Genomic DNA, 18849 nt, shown 5'->3' on the forward strand with positions numbered 1-18849 from the left:
ACATCCGCTCGTGCCCGTGCGGTGAAGGCGCGCCGACCGTGACCGGGCTGTCACCGATCCGGTCGGGGATCCGCAGGTGGGTCGATCATCCGGGCCAGCAGACGGGCGGCCGGCTCGGGCAGCCTGCGCCTGCTGCGCAGCGTCGCGAAGACCGGACGCAGGGTGTCGTCGGCGAGCAGCGCCGCGCGGGGCACCGGGTCGGCCAGCGGGACGAAGACACCCGGGGCCGCCCATCCCCCGTCCGGGCGCGGGCCCGCCGCCGCCGTGAAGTCGACGACGCCCGCGATCCCCTGCTCCGCCCGGGTGCGGTAGACCACGGCGCGGGCACCGGGCGCGGTCTCGCGCAGGCAGCAGGCGTGGACGGGACCCGCGGCGGCGCAGTCGTCGGCCCGCCAGAGCAGGACGGAGGTCGGGGGTGGCGGCATCCGGTCTGGGTACCACCCCGTCCGTTCGACCGCGAACCGGTTCGGCGCCCGGCGGCGGCGCCGGGCATGATCGCGGCCATGGTGCGTCGGGGGGCGTGGGCTCTCGTTCTGGTGCTGGGGTTGGCCGCGTGCGGGGCCGGGCCGACGGGGATACCGGCCGATTCGTCGTTCGCCGGGGACTGGCAGGGCGCGATCGAGCTGCCCGGGCAGCGGCTGCCGTTCGCGCTGCACATCGGCGAGGACCAGGCGTCCGGCACGATCGACATCCCGGCGCAGGGGACGCGGGGCGCCCCGCTCGACGGCGTCGCGGTCGACGGGGACACCGTCCGCTTCGGCCTCTCCACCGTGCCCGGCTCACCGGCGTTCACCGGCACCCTCGACGGGGACGCGATCTCGGGCACCCTCACCCAGGGCGGACAGAGTCTCCCGTTCTCGCTGGCCAGGGGCACGCTGCCGGCGCAGGCGCGGCCGCAGGAGCCGCAGCCGCCCTACCCGTACCGGACCGAGGACGTGACCTTCCCGAGCGGCGACGTGACGCTGGCGGGCACCGTCACCGCGCCGCCCGGACCGGGCCCGTTCCCCGGCGTCGTGATGATCACCGGGAGCGGGGCGCAGGACCGCGACGAGACCATTGCGGGACACAAGCCGTTCCTGCTGCTCGCCGACACCCTGACCCGCGCCGGGTTCGTGGTGCTCCGCACGGACGACCGCGGGGTCGGCGGGTCCGGCGGCACCCTGGAGGGCACGCCGTACGACGTCCTCGCCGACGACGCGCTCGCGGGCGCGGCGCTGCTGCGCGGGCGGCCCGACGTGGACCCGGCCCGGGTGGGGCTGTTCGGGCACAGCGAGGGCGGCTACCTCGCGCCGCTGGCGGCGCAGCGCGGGGACGTCGCGTTCGCCGTGCTGATGGCGGGCCCCGCGGTGTCCGGCGGCGACGTGCTGATCGAGCAGAACCGGCTGCTGCTCGCCGCCGCCGGGTTGCCCGCGGACCAGGTGGACGCCGGCGTCGAGAACGTCCGGACGCTGGTGGCGCAGGTCCGGGCGGGCGACCTCGACGCCGCCCGGCAGGCGGCCCGCGACCAGGCGGTGGCCCAGGGGGTCGACCCGCAGGCGGCCGCGGCGCAGGTGGACTCGCTGGTCCCGTTCCTGACCTACGACCCGCAGCCCGCCCTGCGCGCGCTGCGCATCCCGACCTACGCGTTCTTCGGCGCGAAGGACCTGCAGGTCCCGCCCGCGCAGAGCGAGGGCCCGATGCGCGCCGCGCTCGCGCGGGCCCCGGGTTCGGAGGTTCGCACCTTTCCGGAGCTGAACCACCTCATGCAGCCCGCGCAGACCGGGAGCCCCGCCGAGTACGCGACCATCGAGACCACGATCGCCCCCGACGTCCTCGAGTCCGTGACCCGCTGGCTGACCACCCACGCCTGAGTGTCACGGGAGCGCGCTCCTCGCAGCGCTCACGTCACACTCGCAACGATCACCCACCGCAAGCGTCACACGAGCGTCGGTGCGAGAGCGCTCCCGTCACGCTCGCGACGACCGTCACGGGAGCGCACACCTCGCAGCGCTCACGTCACACTCGCAACGATCACCCACCGCGAATGTCACGGGAGCGTCGGCGCAAGAGCACTCCCGTCACGCCCGCGACGACCGTCACAGGAGCGCACACCTCGCAGCGCTCACGTCACACTCGCAACGATCACCCACCGCGAATGTCACGGGAGCGTCGGCGCAAGAGCACTCCCGTCACGCCCGCGACGACCGTCACAGGAGCGCACACCTCGGAACGCTCCGGTCACACTCGCAACGATCACCCACCGCGAATGTCACGGGAGCGTCGGCGCAAGAGCACTCCCGTCACGCCCGCGACGACCGTCACAGGAGCGCACACCTCGGAACGCTCACGTCACACTCGCAACGATCACCCACCACGAGCGTCACAGGGGCGTCGGCGCAAGAGCGCTCCCGTCACGCCCGCGACGACCGTCACAGGAGCGCACACCTCGCAGCGCTCACGTCACACTCGCAACGATCACCCACCGCGAGCGTCACAGGCGCGTCAGCGCGAGAGCGCTCCTGTCACGCTCGGCGGCGCTTCTTCGCGGGCTTCCGGTCCTCGTCCCGGTGCGCGCGGGCCGTGGTGAGGAGCTCCTCGGCGTGGGCGCGGCCGGTGTCGGTGTCGTCCAGCCCGGCGAGCATGCGCGCCAGCTCGACGATCCGGTCGCTCTCGGGCAGCGTGCGCACGCTGCTGCGGGTGACCCCCTCGCCCCGCTTCTTCTGCACCACGAGGTGGCGGTCGGCGTAGGCCGCGACCTGCGGGAGGTGGGTCACCACGATCACCTGGTGCCGCTGCGCGAGCCGCGCCAGCCTGCGCCCGATCTCCACCGCGGCGCGACCGCCGACCCCGGCGTCGACCTCGTCGAACACCATGGTGGGCACCGGGTCCGACCCGGCGAGCGCGACCTCCAGCGCCAGCATCACCCGGGAGAGCTCACCGCCGGACGCACCCTTGTGCAGCGGCTGCGGCGGCGACCCGGGGTGCGGGACGAGCCGCAGCTCCACCTCGTCCACCCCGTCCGGTCCGGCGAAGAGCCGCTGCCCGCCCGTCTCGAGCAGGTCCCCGGCCTCGCGGGGCAGGACCGAGACGAACAGCTCCGCGTCCTTCATCGCGAGCCCCCCGAGCTCGGCGGTGGTGTCCGCGGCCAGCCGGGCGGCCGCCTCCGTGCGCGCGGCGGTGATCTCCGCGGCGTGCCCGGCGAGGTCCGCGGCGAGGGCGTCCCGGCGGGCGGTGAGGGCGGCGAGCGCCTCGTCCGAGGTGTCCAGCCCGTCCAGCCGGCGCGCGGCCTGGGCCGCCCACTCCAGCACCCCGTCCACGTCCGCCGCGTACTTCCTGGTCAGCGCCTTGAGCTCGGCCTGCCGGGACAGGACCTCGCCGAGCCGCTCGGGGTCCGCGTCCAGCCGGTCGAGGTAGCCGGTCAGCTCCCCCGCCACGTCGGTGAGGATCGCCAGCGCCTCGTCCAGCCGGGCATCGTGCGCGGTCAGCTCCGGATCGCCGGAGGCCTGCAGCCGGTTGCGGGCCTCCCCGACGAGCCCGACGGCGCCGGGGGTCTCCCCGTCGTCCGAGCCGCCGAGCAGGCCGTGCGCCAGCCCCGCGGCCTCGCGCAGGTCGTCCGCCGCCGCGAGCCGCCGCGCCTCCTCGACCAGCACCCGGTCCTCACCCGGCTGCGGTGCGACGGCCTCGATCTCGGCCAGCCCGTGGCGCAGCATGTCGGCCTCCTGGGCGAGCCGCCGCGCCCCGTCCCGCCGCTCGACGATCTCCGCGCCGACCGCCTGCCACTCGGCCCGGGTCTCCCGGTAGGCGACCAGCGGCTTGCCCACCGCGTCTCCCGCGAAACGGTCCAGCAGCGCACGCTGGTCCGCCGATCGGAGCAGGCGGAGCTGGTCGTTCTGGCCGTGGACGGCGAGGGAGGCCTCCGCCAGCCTGCCCAACACCCCGACCGGCACGGACCGCCCGCCGAGGTGCGCACGGGACCGCCCGTCGGCCGACACGGTGCGGACCGCGATCAGCGTGCCGTCCTCGTCCGCCTCGGCGCCGACCTCCTCGGCCAGCTCCAACGCCCCGGGCCCGGCCTCGGCGAAGACCCCCTCGACCACGGCCTTGGCCCCCGAGACCCGCGAGGCCTCGGCCCGACCGCCGCCGAGCAGCGACAGACCGGTGACCACCATCGTCTTGCCCGCACCGGTCTCACCCGTGAGCACGGTGAGGCCCGGATCCAGCTCCAGCGTGGCGTCCTCGATCACGCCGAGGCCCTGGATGCGCATCTCGGCCAGCATGGGCCGCACGATACGGCGCCCGCCCGACAGATCCGACGCCGCCGCGCCGCCCCTGTGGACACGAGAGCCGAACGGCTGTTCGAGTGCGGTCAGTGTCCGCTCAGCTGTCGTCCGGCTCCCCGCGCCAGCCGCGGACGGGGAGGTCGAACTTGCGCACGAGCCGGTCGGCGAAGGGCTGGCCGTCGAGCCGCATCATCCGCACGGGCTCGACGCCCCGGGTGATCTCCACCCGGGCGCCGGGCGGCACGTCGATGATCCGGCGGCCGTCGCAGTCGAGGACCGCGGGCGGGCCGGTCGCGTCGATCTCGATCGCGACCTCGCTGGTCGGGGACACGACGAGCGGCCGCGCGAACAGGGCGTGCGCGTTCGACGGCACGACGAGCATCGCCTCGACCTGCGGCCAGATCAGCGGGCCGCCCGCGGAGAAGGCGTAGGCGGTGGAGCCGGTGGGCGTCGAGCAGATCACGCCGTCGCAGCCGAAGCCGGACACCGGGCGGCCGTCGATCTCCAGCATCACCTCGAGGATCCGCTCACGGGTGCTCTTCTCCACGCAGGCCTCGTTCAGCGCCCAGGTGCGGTCCAGCGTGCGGCCGTGGTGGCGGACCACGGCGTCCACCGTCATCCGTTCCTCGACCTGGTACTTCCCGGCGGCGACGGCATCGAGCGCCTCGCCGAGCGACTCCTGCTCGGCCTCCGCGAGGAACCCCACGCGGCCGAGGTTCACCCCCAGCAGCGGCACCTTCGCGGGGCGGGCGAGGTCGGCGGCGCGCAGCAGGGTGCCGTCGCCGCCGAGGACGATCACGGCCTCGGTCTCCGCCGCGCAGGCGGGCGACCCGTCGACGACGACCGGGCGCAGCTCCGGCGGCAGGTCGTGGCCGTTCTGCACCTCGGCCCACTCGTCGGCGAGCACCCGCAGCCGGATGCCCGAGGCCGCCAACCGCTCCGCGACCCGGGCGGCGACCCGCCGGTTCGTGGCGCGCCCGGCGTGCAGCACGACCAGGACCTCTCTCATGCCGGCCCCTCCTCGACGGCGGTGGCCAGCGGGCCGTCCCCGACGTCCTCCCCGGTGCCGAGCCGCAGGAAGAACTCGACGTTGCCGGACGGGCCGGGCAGCGGGCTCGCGACGGCGCCCAGCACGGCCAGTCCGAGCGCGCGGGCGGCCTGCGCGACCTCGGTCAGCGCGGCGAGCCGCAGCGCCGGGTCCCGCACCACTCCCCCGGACCCCAGCCGCTCCTTCCCCACCTCGAACTGCGGTTTCACCATCGGCAGGATGGTCCCGGCGGTGCACGCGGCCAGCGCGGGCAACACCGTGCGCAGCGAGATGAACGACAGGTCGGCGACGGTCAGGTCGACGGTCCCGCCGATCTGCGCGGGCTCCAGCGCGCGGACGTTCGTGCGGTCGTGGACGCGCACCCGCTCGTCGGACCGCAGGCGCCAGACCAACTGCCCGTACCCGACGTCCGCCGCCACGACCTCCCGGGCCCCGCGGCTGAGCAGGACGTCGGTGAACCCCCCGGTGGAGGCGCCGGCGTCGAGACAGCGCAGGCCCGCGGGGTCGACCCCGAACGCGTCGAGCGCGCCGATCAGCTTGTGGGCGCCGCGCGAGGCCCACTCGGGCTCGTCGTTCTCGGCCACGACGACCGGGGCACTGCGCTCGACCTGGGACGCGGGCTTCTGCGCGGGCATGCCGTTCACGGTCACCCGACCGGCGCCGATGAGCTCGGCGGCGTGCTGTCGGGAGCGGGCCAGCTTGCGACGCACGAGCTCCGCGTCGAGCCGCGAACGCGTGGTCACGAGCCCGCGGCGAGGGCCGCGCCGAGCGCGGCGTGCACCCGCTCGAACGCCGCGACGTGCTCGGACGCGGGCCGCTCGGCCACCTCGTCCAGCGCGGCCAGGGCGCTGTCGACCTCGGCACGCACCGCCTCGAGCGGGCGGGCGGCGGGCGGCCGGGGGTCGCCGGGGACCGGAGCGTTCATCGTCGCCAGGCTAAGCCATGCCCGGCCGATCTTCACCACCGCGCTCGGACCGGCACTGCAGTGATCCACTCGTCGGGAGGAGGACGGTCGATCTCCGACCGTCCCGCTCCCGAGACGTGGATCATGGGCTCGGTCAGCCGAGGCCCAGGGCGTCGAGAGCGTGGACGGCCTGGTCGCCGTCCGCCCGGACGTCCGGGCCCGACGCCGCGGCCAGCAGGGCGCGCAGCGCGGCCACCGGGGAGCCCTCGCCGCTCAGCACGCCGTCGGACACCCGCCATCCCTCGGGACCGGGGTCCTCGCTCAGCACGCCGAGGTCGGCGCCGATGTAGGTCGGCCGCTGCCGCTCGGGGGCCTCGAGCACGTCGCGGGGGGTGGAGACGCCGGTGAGCACCAGCAGCGTCGGCAGGCCCGCAGCGTTGCCGCCCTCGATGTCGGTGTCCAGGCGGTCCCCCACGACCAGGGACCGCTCCCCGTCCCGGTGGGCCTGCAGGATCAGCGCGGGCGCGGGCTTGCCCGCGACCTGCGGGTCCATCCCGGTCGCGGTCTGCACCACCCGGACCATGGACCCGTTCCCGGGCATGGGGCCGCGCTCGGTCGGCAGCGTCGGGTCGACGTTCGTGGCGACCCAGACCGCCCCGTTGCGGATGGCGAGGGTGGCCTCGGCGAGCTGGCGCCACCCGGTGTCCGGGGAGTGGCCGTGGACCACCGCGACCGCACCCGCCGCCTCGCGCACGGGCGTCAGGCCGCGCAGGGCCACCTCGTCGACGAGCGCGTCGGTGCCCAGGACCAGCACCTTCGCCCCGGCCGGCAGCTGCGCGGCGAGCATCGCCGCACCCGCCTGCGAGCTGGTCCGGACGTCCTCGGTCGTCGCCGGGTACCCCAGCTCGACGAGGTGCGCCGCGACGTCCGCCGGACGCCGCGACGCGTTGTTGGTGACGTACGCGGTCCGCACCCCCCGCTCCGCGGCGGCCCGGACGGCGGCGACCGCGCCCGGCACCGCCTCCTTACCCGCGTACAGGGTGCCGTCGAGGTCGGCGAGGAGGGCGTCGAACCGGGAGAGGAGGTCGCTCACGACTCCCGATTCTGCCCCTCGAGGGAAGGCCAGGTGTCGACGGCGGGCAGCGGGTCGCCGTCCTCGTCCGCCTCGCCGTCCGTCCCGCTCGCGGAGGGGGCGGGCGGCTCGGTCGGGTCGGAGACGGTCGGGTCGGAGACGGGACCGTCGTCGGAGCCGGCTTGGCCGGATGTGGGCTCGCCGGACACGGGCCCGTCGGTCGCCACCTCCTCGGACACGGTCCCGTCCGACACGGTCCCGTCCGACACGGTCCCGTCCGACACGGTCCCGTCCGACACGGTCCCGTCCGACACGGTCCCGTCCGACACGGTCCCGTCCGACACGGTCCCGTCCGACACGGTCCCGTCCGACACGGTCCCGTCCGACACGGTCCCGTCCGACACGGTCCCGTCCGACACGGTCCCGTCCGACACGGTCCCGTCCGACACGGTCCCGTCCGACACGGTCCCGTCCGACACGGTCCCGTCGGACACGGCCCCGGCGGTCGTGACCTCATCGGACACGGCCCCGGCGGAGGGCGCCTCATCGGACACAGCCTCGTCGGAGACGGCCCCGGCGGGCGCCGCGTCGCCGGAGAGCGCCTCATCCGAGACCGCGTCGTCGGAAGCGGGCCCGTCGGAGACGCTGGGACGGGCGGAGACGCTGGGACGGGCGGCGGCGGTCGCCGTGGTCCCGTTCGCGGCCCGTGTCGGTTCGGCCGGCTCGTCCCCGTCCGCCCCGTCGTCCTCGTAGACGTCGCCGATGTCGAAGCCGTCGTCGTCGAGGGACTCGCCGGTCAGCTCGGCCAGCCGGTCGCGGGCGTCGGTCTCGACCTCGACGTCCGCGTCGACGGCGTGGGCGAACCACTGCACGGCGTCGGACTCGCGGCCCGCGGCGAGCAGGTTGTCCGCGTAGGCGTAGAACAGCCGCGCGCTCCACGGATCCCGCTTCTTCGGGTCCAGGTCGGCCCCCTGCAACCCGACGACCGCGGCGTCGGTCTCGCCGAGGTCCCGCCGGGCCCCGGCCGCGACGATCGCGAGCTCGACCCGCTCCGCGTGCTCGAGCTCCTTCGCCTCCGGGCTGCGCGCCAGGTCCAGCGCGCGCTCCGGGCGCCCGAGCGCCCGCTCGATGTCGGCCATCACCGCCAGGTGCCCCGGCCCGCCCCCCATGCGACGGGCGGCGCGCAGCTCACCGAGCGCCTCGGTCCACTCCCCCGCGTGGTAGGCGGCGATCCCGGCCGCCTCGCGGACGAGCGCGATCCGAGACGCCCGCTTGCGGGCGAACCGGGCGTGCTCGAGCGCCTGCTCCGGGTCGGAGTCGACGAGCATCCCGGCGGCCACGAGGTGCAGCGCCACGGTGTCCGCCGTGTCCTTCTGCAGACCACGCAGGTCACGCCGGACGTCGCCGTCGAGCGCGGACGCCCGCACCCCCTCCGGCAGATCGGGCTCGGCCATGTACGGGGTCGAGACCCCTTCGGCGGCGCCGGCCGAACGCCGGGGCCGGTCGTCCCGTCCCGGTCGGGCGTCCCGCCGGTCGTCCCGTCGTCCCCGGTCACCGCCGCGCGGGCGGTCGTCCCGGCGCGGCCGGTCGTCGCGACGGTCCCGGCGCGGGTACTCCTGCCGCCACTCGCGGTCCCGGTCGCGCACCGGGGCCTGCTCGGACGGCGCGTCGGTCGTGCGCGCAGGACGGGCGTCGTCCCCGGTGCCCCGGGCGTCTTCGGCGGCGGCACGGCCGTCGTCGAAGGTCGGGGTCAGGCTCTCGGTGCCCGCGACCTGCTCCGCCGCGCGGCCGCCCTCGGTCACGGTCGGGGACGCGGCGGCAGCGGGCTCGACAGCCGCGGCGGTGTCGGCGGTGGAGGGGTGGTCGGTCGGAGAGCCGGCGCTCTCCCGGTCGTCGGACGCGGGCAGGGCATCGCCGGTGACGGCCGCGCTGCTCGGGCGCTCGTCCGTCTCTCGGGTGACCGGGCGGTCGTCCGTGTCCCGAGTGACCGGGCGCTCGTCCACGGACGCGGCGCGGTCGTCGCCGAACCGGCGGTCACGGTCGTTCCGGTCACGGTCGTCACGGCCGCGGTCGTCGTCGCCGCGGTAGTCGGCGCGGTAGTCAGCACGGGCACCCCGGTCGGCGCCGTAGCCCGCGCGGTCCCGGTCGCCCCGGTAGCCGCCGCGCTGACCACGATCGTCGCGGTCACCGGACGAGCCTCCGCGGTAGCCGGAGTCGCGATCGCCGCGGTACCCGCCACGGAAGGCGTCGGACCTGCGGTCACCACGCGAGTCGCCGCCGGCGCGGTCACCGCGGGCAGTGTCGTTGCCACGGTAGCCGCGCGAGTCGCCGTCCCGCTCACCGCGCGAATCGCTCCCGCGGTAACCACGGGAGCCGTTCTCGCGGTCACCACGCGAGTCGCTGCCCCGGTAGCCACGGGAGTCGCTGCTGCCGCGGTAGCCGCCGGTCGCGCGGTCACCACGCGAGTCGTTTCCGCGGTAGCCGCCGGAACTGCTCCCGCGGTCCCCGCGCGAGGTGTCGTTGCCGCGATACCCGCGGGAATCGCTGCCCCGGCCACCACGTGAGTCAGTGTCCCGGTAGCCGCCCGAACCACTGCTCCCGCGGTCGGTGCGCGCACCGCCGTTGCCCCGGTAGCCGCGGGAATCGTCGTCACCGCGGTAGCTCCGGGCACCGCTGTTCCCCCGGTATCCACGGGAGTCGTCGTTCCCGCGGTAGCCGCGCGGACCGTCGGTGCGGGAGTCTCGGTCACCCCGTGAGTCGTCGGTGCGCCGGTAGCCGCGGGAGTCGTCGTCGCCGCGGACACCGCGGTCGCTCCGCGCCCCGTCGTTGCCCCGGTATCCGCGGGAGTCGTCTCCACCGCGGTGGTTCCGCGACTCGTTGTTCCCGCGGTAGCCGCGCGAGTCGTCGTTTCCGCGGTAGCCACCGGAGCTGCCGCCGCGGTCGGTGCGCGCACCGTCGTTCCCCCGGTAGCCGCGCGCACCGCCCTCGCCGCGCTCACGACGGGAGTCGCTGCGGTAGCCGCCGCGGTCGTTGGAGCCGTACCCACCGCGCGAGCCGTCGCGACCACGGTCACCGCCCCGGAAGTCGTCGCTGCGCGAGCCGCCACGGCCACCGCGATCGCCCTGGTAGCCGCCACTCCGAGAACCGCGGTCCTCGCGGGAGCCACCACCGGACGGACGGTCGTCCCGGCGCGGACCACGCTCGTCGCGCCCGCCGGCGTCTCGGTAGCCACCTCGGTAGCCGCCACGGTCGTCCCGCGCGCCGCCGCGAGCACGGTCACCGCCGGGCCGGTCGTCCCGGCCGCCGCGGGAGCCGCCCTTGCGGTCGTCACGGTCGTCCCGGCGGAATCCGCCGGAGCGGTCGTCCCGGCCCCGACCACGCCGGTCGTCCTTGCCCCACCGGTCGACGGGCACCTTTCCGCTCGGCTGGCTCCGCCCGCCCCGGGGCCGGTCGCCCCGGTCGCGGTCGCCGGTGCCCCGGTCGCTGCGGTCGCGGTCCCGGTCGTTGCGGTCACCCCACCCGCTGCCGACGCGGCCACCCTGGCGGCGGTCGTCACGCCGGTCGAAGGTGCGCGGGCGGTCACGGCGGTCGCCGGAGCCCTGCTTGTCATCCCGATCAGTCACTGGAGATTCCGATTCCGTCGCGTCGCGGCCGTGCTCGGGCTTCTGTTGCACAGCCGCGATTCCAGCCTCGGAGAACACAAAAAAGAGCGCCCCCACCTGCCCGGTGGGGACGCCCTTCGATGTTTGATGTCGGCGGCGACCTACTCTCCCACACCCTGGCGAGTGCAGTACCATCGGCGCTGGAGGGCTTAGCTTCCGGGTTCGGGATGGGACCGGGCGTTCCCCCTCCGCCATAACCACCGACAACACTATCCAACTATCCCCAACACCCCAACCCCCACCACACAGTGGAAGGAATCGGGACCCAGGGTTTCGAACACCAACCGAACACCCCCCGAAACCAGGGAATGAGGTTGTGTGCTCAGGGTCACACAGTGGATGCGAACAACATGTTGTGGCAAGCCCTCGGCCTATTAGTACCAGTCAACTCCACCCCTCACAGGGCTTCCATCTCTGGCCTATCAACCCAGTCGTCTACTGGGAGCCTTAACCACGCAAGGTGGTGGGAGACCTCATCTTGGAACGAGCTTCCCGCTTAGATGCCTTCAGCGGTTATCCCTTCCGAACATAGCCAACCAGCCATGCACCTGGCGGTACAACTGGCACACCAGAGGTTCGTCCGTCCCGGTCCTCTCGTACTAGGGACAGCCTTCCTCAAGTCTCCTACGCGCGCGGCGGATAGGGACCGAACTGTCTCACGACGTTCTAAACCCAGCTCGCGTACCGCTTTAATGGGCGAACAGCCCAACCCTTGGGACCTACTCCAGCCCCAGGATGCGACGAGCCGACATCGAGGTGCCAAACCATGCCGTCGATATGGACTCTTGGGCAAGATCAGCCTGTTATCCCCGGGGTACCTTTTATCCGTTGAGCGACACCCCTTCCACAAGGCGGTGCCGGATCACTAGTCCCGACTTTCGTCCCTGCTCGACCCGTCAGTCTCACAGTCAAGCTCCCTTGTGCACTTACACTCAACACCTGATTGCCAACCAGGCTGAGGGAACCTTTGGGCGCCTCCGTTACTCTTTGGGAGGCAACCGCCCCAGTTAAACTACCCACCAGGCACTGTCCCTGAACCAGATCATGGCCCGAGGTTCAGACACCCAATTCGACCAGAGTGGTATTTCAACAACGACTCCACAACCACTAGCGTGACCGCTTCACAGTCTCCCACCTATCCTACACAAGCCGAACCGAGCATCAATACCAAGCTATAGTAAAGGTCCCGGGGTCTTTCCGTCCTGCCGCGCGTAACGAGCATCTTTACTCGTAGTGCAATTTCGCCGAGTCTCTGGTCGAGACAGCGCCCAAGTCGTTACGCCATTCGTGCAGGTCGGAACTTACCCGACAAGGAATTTCGCTACCTTAGGATGGTTATAGTTACCACCGCCGTTTACTGGCGCTTAAATTCTCCGCTTCGCCCCCGAAAGGACTAACAGGTCCTCTTAACGTTCCAGCACCGGGCAGGCGTCAGTCCGTATACATCGTCTTGCGACTTCGCACGGACCTGTGTTTTTAGTAAACAGTCGCTTGGGCCTGGTCTCTGCGACCGGCCGCCCCTAGCCCGCAAAGGGGCTTCAAGACAACCGGCCCTCCTTCTCCCGAAGTTACGGAGGTATTTTGCCGAGTTCCTTAACCAGAGTTCACTCGATCGCCTCGGTATTCTCTACCTGACCACCTGTGTCGGTTTGGGGTACGGGCCGCAACAGCACTCACTAGAGGCTTTTCTCGACAGCATGGGATCACTCTACTTCGCCTCAATCGGCTACGCATCACCTCTCACCCTTCACGACCCCCGGATTTACCTAGGAATCAGGCTACAGGCTTACACCACGACAACCACCGCGTGGCGGAGCTACCCTCCTGCGTCACCCCATCGCTTGCCTACTACCGAATCGGTTCCCACGCTCCCCCGAACTCAAGCCCCCGAAGGGACAACAGAGCCGGGTTCGGATGGTTAGCATCAACGACCTCAGCATGGGCGCACTATCACGAGCACGGGAATATCAACCCGTTATCCATCGACTACGCCTGTCGGCCTCGCCTTAGGTCCCGGCTCACCCTGGGCGGAACAACCTGGCCCAGGAACCCTTGGTCATCCGGCGGCAGAGATTCTCACTCTGCATTCGCTACTCATGCCTGCATTCTCACTCGCACACCCTCCACCACTGGGTTCCCCCGCAGCTTCAACGGATGCACGACGCTCCCCTACCCAACCCAACGACTACACCCACCGGAAAAACCGGCGAGCGGATCTCTGCTGGATTGCCACAGCTTCGGCGGTGCGCTTGAGCCCCGCTACATTGTCGGCGCAGGACCACTTGACCAGTGAGCTATTACGCACTCTTTCAAGGGTGGCTGCTTCTAAGCCAACCTCCTGGTTGTCTCGGCGATCCCACATCCTTTCCCACTTAGCGCACGCTTAGGGGCCTTAGCTGGTGATCTGGGCTGTTTCCCTCTCGACTATGAAGCTTATCCCCCACAGTCTCACTGCCGCGCTAACAGTACCGGCATTCGGAGTTTGGCTGATTTCAGTAAGCTTGTCGGCCCCCTAGACCATCCAGTGCTCTACCTCCGGTACCCACCACGCGACGCTGCACCTAAATGCATTTCGGGGAGAACCAGCTATCACGGAGTTTGATTGGCCTTTCACCCCTACCCACAGCTCATCCCCCAGGTTTTCAACCCTGGTGGGTTCGGGCCTCCACCACGTCTTACCGTAGCTTCACCCTGGCCATGGGTAGATCACTCCGCTTCGGGTCTACACCCCGCGACTACACGCCCTATTCAGACTCGCTTTCGCTACGGCTACCCCACACGGGTTAACCTCGCCACGAAGCATAACTCGCAGGCTCATTCTTCAAAAGGCACGCCATCACCCCGAAAGGCTCTGACGGCTTGTAGGCACACGGTTTCAGGTACTATTTCACTCCCCTCCCGGGGTACTTTTCATCTTTCCCTCACGGTACTAGTCCGCTATCGGTCACCAGGGAGTATTTAGGCTTAACGGGTGGTCCCGCCAAATTCACAGCAAATTCCACGAGCTCGCTGCTACTCGGGTACACAGTCCACCATGCCCTGCATGTTTTCGCGTACGGGACTCTCACCCACTACGGTGACGCTTTCCAGACGTCTTCCACTAACACACAGACAACACGATCCAAGATCCGGCAGAACCTCGACGACCATAACCCACGACACCGCATCCGCAACCCCTGCCGGGTATCACACGAACACGGTTTAGCCTCCTCCGCTTTCGCTCGCCACTACTCACGGAATCACGGTTGTTTTCTCTTCCTGTGGGTACTGAGATGTTTCACTTCCCCACGTTCCCCCCGTACGACTATGAATTCATCGCACGGTAACGCCCCATGACGGGCGCTGGGTTTCCCCATTCGGACACCCTCGGATCACAGCTAGGTTGACAACTCCCCGAGGACTATCGCGGCCTCCCACGTCCTTCATCGGCTCCTGATGCCTAGACATCCACCATGTGCCCTTACACACTTGACCACAACAAGATGCTCGCATCCACTATGCAACACTCAACACACAACCGAACCCCGGCACCAGCACCTCCACCACCCCCAACCGAGTCACCTCGACGAAAGCGTTAGAAGGCACCAACCGGGTGCGGCCGGAGAACACACCCAACAGGATGTCCCCTCAGGACCCAACAGTGTGTCGAACCCAAGTTCTGCACAATGCAAACTGTGTTCCACCCAGCGCACCCACGACCCGAACCCCAAACCAGGACTCGAACCGTCATCACGGATGCGTATCAGTGAAAGGACCGGACCCGAAGACCCGGACGCTCACCACTCGGTGAGACTCCTTAGAAAGGAGGTGATCCAGCCGCACCTTCCGGTACGGCTACCTTGTTACGACTTCGTCCCAATCGCCAGTCCCACCTTCGACGACTCCCTCCACAAGGGTTGGGCCGCCGGCTTCGGGTGTTACCAACTTTCGTGACGTGACGGGCGGTGTGTACAAGGCCCGGGAACGTATTCACCGCAGCGTTGCTGATCTGCGATTACTAGCGACTCCAACTTCATGGGGTCGAGTTGCAGACCCCAATCCGAACTGAGACCAGCTTTAAGAGATTCGCTCCACCTCACGGTCTCGCAGCCCTCTGTACTGGCCATTGTAGCATGTGTGAAGCCCTGGACATAAGGGGCATGATGATTTGACGTCATCCCCACCTTCCTCCGAGTTGACCCCGGCAGTCTCCCATGAGTCCCCACCATTACGTGCTGGCAACATGGAACAAGGGTTGCGCTCGTTGCGGGACTTAACCCAACATCTCACGACACGAGCTGACGACAACCATGCACCACCTGCACACCAACCACAAGGGAAGCCCTATCTCTAGGGATGTCTGGTGCATGTCAAACCCAGGTAAGGTTCTTCGCGTTGCATCGAATTAATCCACATGCTCCGCCGCTTGTGCGGGCCCCCGTCAATTCCTTTGAGTTTTAGCCTTGCGGCCGTACTCCCCAGGCGGGGCGCTTAATGCGTTAGCTGCGGCACAGAGACCGTGGAATGGCCCCCACACCTAGCGCCCAACGTTTACGGCGTGGACTACCAGGGTATCTAATCCTGTTCGCTCCCCACGCTTTCGCTCCTCAGCGTCAGTATCGGCCCAGAGACCCGCCTTCGCCACCGGTGTTCCTCCTGATATCTGCGCATTTCACCGCTACACCAGGAATTCCAGTCTCCCCTGCCGAACTCCAGTCATGCCCGTATCGACCGCAAGCTCAGAGTTAAGCCCCAAGTTTTCACGACCGACGCGACAGACCGCCTACGAGCTCTTTACGCCCAATAATTCCGGACAACGCTCGCACCCTACGTGTTACCGCGGCTGCTGGCACGTAGTTGGCCGGTGCTTCTTATCCAGGTACCGTCACTTGCGCTTCGTCCCTGGCGAAAGAGGTTTACAACCCGAAGGCCGTCATCCCCCACGCGGCGTCGCTGCGTCAGGCTTTCGCCCATTGCGCAATATTCCCCACTGCTGCCTCCCGTAGGAGTCTGGGCCGTGTCTCAGTCCCAGTGTGGCCGGTCGCCCTCTCAGGCCGGCTACCCGTCGTCGCCTTGGTGGGCCATCACCCCACCAACAAGCTGATAGGCCGCGGGCCCATCCCCCACCGAAAAACTTTCCACCAACCCCCATGCGAGGGAAGGTCATATCCGGTATTAGACCCAGTTTCCCGGGCTTATCCCAGAGTGGAGGGCAGGTCGCCCACGTGTTACTCACCCGTTCGCCGCTCGTGTACCCCGAAAGGCCTTACCGCTCGACTTGCATGTGTTAAGCACGCCGCCAGCGTTCGTCCTGAGCCAGGATCAAACTCTCCAACAAAAACTGGCTCTAGCTGACGGGCTCGCCTCCGACGGGGTCGGAGGAACGAGCCCCAAAATGAACTGGCACAAACACTGCCAGAACAAGAAAAATAGCTCGACACACTGTTGAGTTCTCAAAAGACATCCGCACACCTCCGCATGGATCCACTCGGGATACACGCTCGGGGGCGTCGTCTGCAGTCACTCTACCAGGCCGGTCCGGCCGGAGGCAACTTTCTTAACTTACCCGGTTCCACCGGCCTGGTCAAGCACCGGGGTCCCGCGCCGATCCCCATCGCCCCTAGCGGGTCGGTGTGAACCGATTGTCGTCGCCGCCTGCCGTCTGACTCTGGGCCGGAGATTCCGTCCCGGTCTGTCGTGCTGACCGCCTTGGCGACGACGAGAAAGTTACACACACGCCCTCAGGGCCCGAAAACCGGGGGGGTGGGTTATCGATGTCTTCGCAGGTCAAGGCCGGTATCGAGGTCCGCGTGCGCGGCACGGGCCTGCAGTCGCCCCCGACGCGGCCCGACGGCGCCGCCACCGAGACGGGTCGGGCCCGGCACCCCCCTGACGGGGGCGCCGGGCCCGAGAGAACAGCCGTGTGACGTCGCTTACCGCGCGCGGACGCCGGCCAGGTTGCGCTTCCCGCGGCGCACCACGAGCCAGCCACCCGCGAGCACGTCGGCCGACGACGGCGTCCAGCCCTCGTCGGTGATCTTCACGTTGTTCACGTACGCCCCGCCCTCGCCGACGGCCCGCCGCGCGGCGCCCCGGGACTCCACGAGACCGGTACCGATCAGCAGGTCGACGAGCGTGGTCTCCCCCAGCACCGCGTCTGCGGTCGGCACCTCGCTCATCGCGGCGTCCAGTGTGGACGCGTCCAGCCCGGTGAGCTCGCCGCGCCCGAAGAGCGCCGCGGACGCCGCGACGACCTGCTCCGTCTGGTGTGGTCCGTGGACCAGCGTGGTCAGCTCCGCCGCGAGCCGCTTCTGCCCCGCCCGCAGGTGCGGACGCTCCCGGGTGTCCTCCTCGAGCGCGAGGATCTCCTCCCGCGACAGGAAGGTGAACATCCGCAGGTAGCGGCCCACGTCGGCGTCGGCCACGTTCACGAAGTACTGGTACCAGGCGTACGGCGACGTCAGCCGCGGATCGAGCCAGATGTTGCCGCCGCCCGTCGACTTCCCGAACTTGCGGCCCTCCGAGTCCGTGACGAGCGGCAGGGTCAGGGCGTGGGCGGAGCCCCCGTCGACCCGGCGGATGAGGTCCGCTCCGCCGACGATGTTGCCCCACTGGTCCGAGCCGCCGATCTGCAGCCGACAGCCGTACCGGCGGTACAGCTCCAGGTAGTCCTGGGACTGCAGGAGCAGGTAGCTGAACTCGGTGTAGGACAACCCGTCCGTCGCCAGCCTGCGCTTCACGGTCTCCCGCGCCAGCATCACGTTCACCGAGAAGTGCTTCCCGACGTCCCGCAGGAACTCCAGGACGCTCTGCCCGCCGGTCCAGTCCAGGTTGTTCGCGACCAGCGCCCCGGTGGGCGAATCGTCGAAGACCACGAACCGCTCGAGCTGGCCGCGGATGAGCCCGGCCCACTCCGCGACGGTGTCGACGCTCTGCAGCGACCGCTCCCCCACGTCCCGCGGGTCACCGATCTGGCCGGTGGCCCCGCCCGCCAGCACGATCGGCCGGGCCCCCGCCTCCTGGAAGCGGCGCAGGGTGAGCAGCGGGATCAGGTGGCCAGCGTGCAGGCTGGCCGCCGTGGGGTCGAATCCGCAATAGAGCGTGAGCGGCTCGGGTGCGTCGAGGTCCTTGCGCAGGGCGTCGAGGTCCGTGCTCTGCGCGATCAGGCCGCGCCACTCCAGCTCGTCGAGGATGCTCACGGGCCAATCCTCCCCGATCCCCGCGCCGCACGTCGGTCGGGTCGGGTCGGGGTCCGGACGCGCGGGGTGTGCCGGCGATAGGGGCTGACCTCCGGCGCGCCGTCGATCCAGAACCGCCAGGGCAGCTCGTGGGCGGCCGCCACCCCGACCCGCGGTCCGCTCCGGATCCGGTCCGGGGCGACGGGTGCGCCCGCCACGATCCGCACCGGCGAGTCCGGCGAGGTCAGGTCCAGGCCGTTGTGGTCCCGGCCGAGCCCGAGCAGTGCGGCCAGGCGGGCGGGCCCGCGCGCCAGCTCGCGGTCCGTGCGGGCGGTGGGCCGACGGACCCGGGCGATCCCCGGGTCCGACACCACCCGTCCCGCTCGCAGCAGCACCGCGCCCGCCGCCCCGTCGCCGAGGCAGGACACGTTGGCGCAGAAGTGCATCCCGTAGACGAAGTACACGTACAGGTGTCCGGCGGGCCCGAACATCACCGTGTTGCGCGGGGTCCGCCCCCGGTAGCTGTGCGACGCCGGGTCGTCCGCCCCGCGGTACGCCTCGACCTCCACCAGCTCGACGGCCACGGTGCCGTCCGGCGTGTCCACCTCCACCGTGCAGCCCAGCAGCCGCCGCGCCGCGGGCAGCACGTCGCCCGCGAGCTCACCGCGATCAAGCAGCATCGTGGCTCCACAGTGTCCGTCTCACGGCGCGGTTCCGGCCGTTGTGGCTCCACACTGCGGAGGTCGG

At 70.3% G+C, this 18849-nt stretch carries 10 protein-coding genes and 3 rRNA genes; 1 reads left to right on the forward strand and 12 read right to left on the reverse strand.

Annotated elements, in window-relative coordinates:
* Nucleotides 1-50 precede the first annotated feature (50 nt).
* Nucleotides 51-425, reverse strand: a complete 375-nt coding sequence (locus L3X23_RS12790) for a hypothetical protein (protein WP_237192446.1) — start codon at nt 423-425, stop codon at nt 51-53.
* A 78-nt stretch (nt 426-503) separates the two neighbouring features.
* Between L3X23_RS12790 and L3X23_RS12795 the strand changes: the two genes are divergently transcribed.
* Nucleotides 504-1850, forward strand: coding sequence for a S9 family peptidase (locus L3X23_RS12795; RefSeq protein ID WP_237192447.1), 1347 nt, complete (start codon nt 504-506; stop codon nt 1848-1850).
* A 651-nt stretch (nt 1851-2501) separates the two neighbouring features.
* Here L3X23_RS12795 and recN read toward each other — a convergent pair.
* From recN to L3X23_RS12850, 11 genes are all read right to left on the reverse strand, one after another.
* On the reverse strand, nt 2502-4256 hold the full coding sequence (gene recN / locus L3X23_RS12800; protein ID WP_237192448.1) for a DNA repair protein RecN: 1755 nt from the start codon (nt 4254-4256) through the stop codon (nt 2502-2504).
* A gap of 100 nt (nt 4257-4356) precedes the next feature.
* Nucleotides 4357-5268 (reverse strand): NAD kinase, encoded by a 912-nt coding sequence (locus L3X23_RS12805; RefSeq protein ID WP_093086256.1) that lies wholly within the window; start codon nt 5266-5268, stop codon nt 4357-4359.
* Complete coding sequence (locus tag L3X23_RS12810; RefSeq protein WP_093086260.1) at nt 5265-6050, reverse strand: TlyA family RNA methyltransferase; 786 nt, start codon at nt 6048-6050, stop codon at nt 5265-5267. The genes L3X23_RS12805 and L3X23_RS12810 overlap by 4 nt, the downstream gene beginning before the upstream one ends.
* Nucleotides 6047-6232, reverse strand: a complete 186-nt coding sequence (locus L3X23_RS12815) for a hypothetical protein (RefSeq protein WP_093086333.1) — start codon at nt 6230-6232, stop codon at nt 6047-6049. Before L3X23_RS12815 ends, L3X23_RS12810 begins: the two co-directional genes overlap by 4 nt.
* A 133-nt stretch (nt 6233-6365) precedes the next feature.
* Nucleotides 6366-7304, reverse strand: a complete 939-nt coding sequence (locus L3X23_RS12820) for an HAD-IIA family hydrolase (RefSeq protein ID WP_237192449.1) — start codon at nt 7302-7304, stop codon at nt 6366-6368.
* The gene (locus L3X23_RS36595) at nt 7301-10906 is read right to left on the reverse strand and encodes a hypothetical protein (RefSeq protein WP_374204836.1); all 3606 of its coding nucleotides are present in this window, start codon (nt 10904-10906) and stop codon (nt 7301-7303) included. The genes L3X23_RS12820 and L3X23_RS36595 overlap by 4 nt, the downstream gene beginning before the upstream one ends.
* A gap of 127 nt (nt 10907-11033) precedes the next feature.
* Nucleotides 11034-11150: ribosomal RNA gene (gene rrf / locus L3X23_RS12830) — 5S ribosomal RNA — on the reverse strand.
* Between the two features lie 149 nt (nt 11151-11299).
* Nucleotides 11300-14419 (reverse strand): 23S ribosomal RNA (locus L3X23_RS12835).
* 326 nt (nt 14420-14745) lie between these two features.
* Nucleotides 14746-16262: ribosomal RNA gene (locus tag L3X23_RS12840) — 16S ribosomal RNA — on the reverse strand.
* The 16S, 23S and 5S rRNA genes sit together here, the layout of an rRNA operon.
* A 595-nt stretch (nt 16263-16857) precedes the next feature.
* Nucleotides 16858-18123, reverse strand: a complete 1266-nt coding sequence (tyrS, locus tag L3X23_RS12845; RefSeq protein WP_237192450.1) for a tyrosine--tRNA ligase — start codon at nt 18121-18123, stop codon at nt 16858-16860.
* On the reverse strand, nt 18120-18782 hold the full coding sequence (locus L3X23_RS12850; RefSeq protein ID WP_237192451.1) for a DNA-3-methyladenine glycosylase: 663 nt from the start codon (nt 18780-18782) through the stop codon (nt 18120-18122). Before L3X23_RS12850 ends, tyrS begins: the two co-directional genes overlap by 4 nt.
* Nucleotides 18783-18849 lie beyond the last annotated feature (67 nt).

The organism is Pseudonocardia sp. WMMC193 (genome assembly GCF_021728735.1).
GTDB classification, from domain to species: Bacteria; Actinomycetota; Actinomycetes; order Mycobacteriales; family Pseudonocardiaceae; genus Pseudonocardia; species Pseudonocardia oroxyli.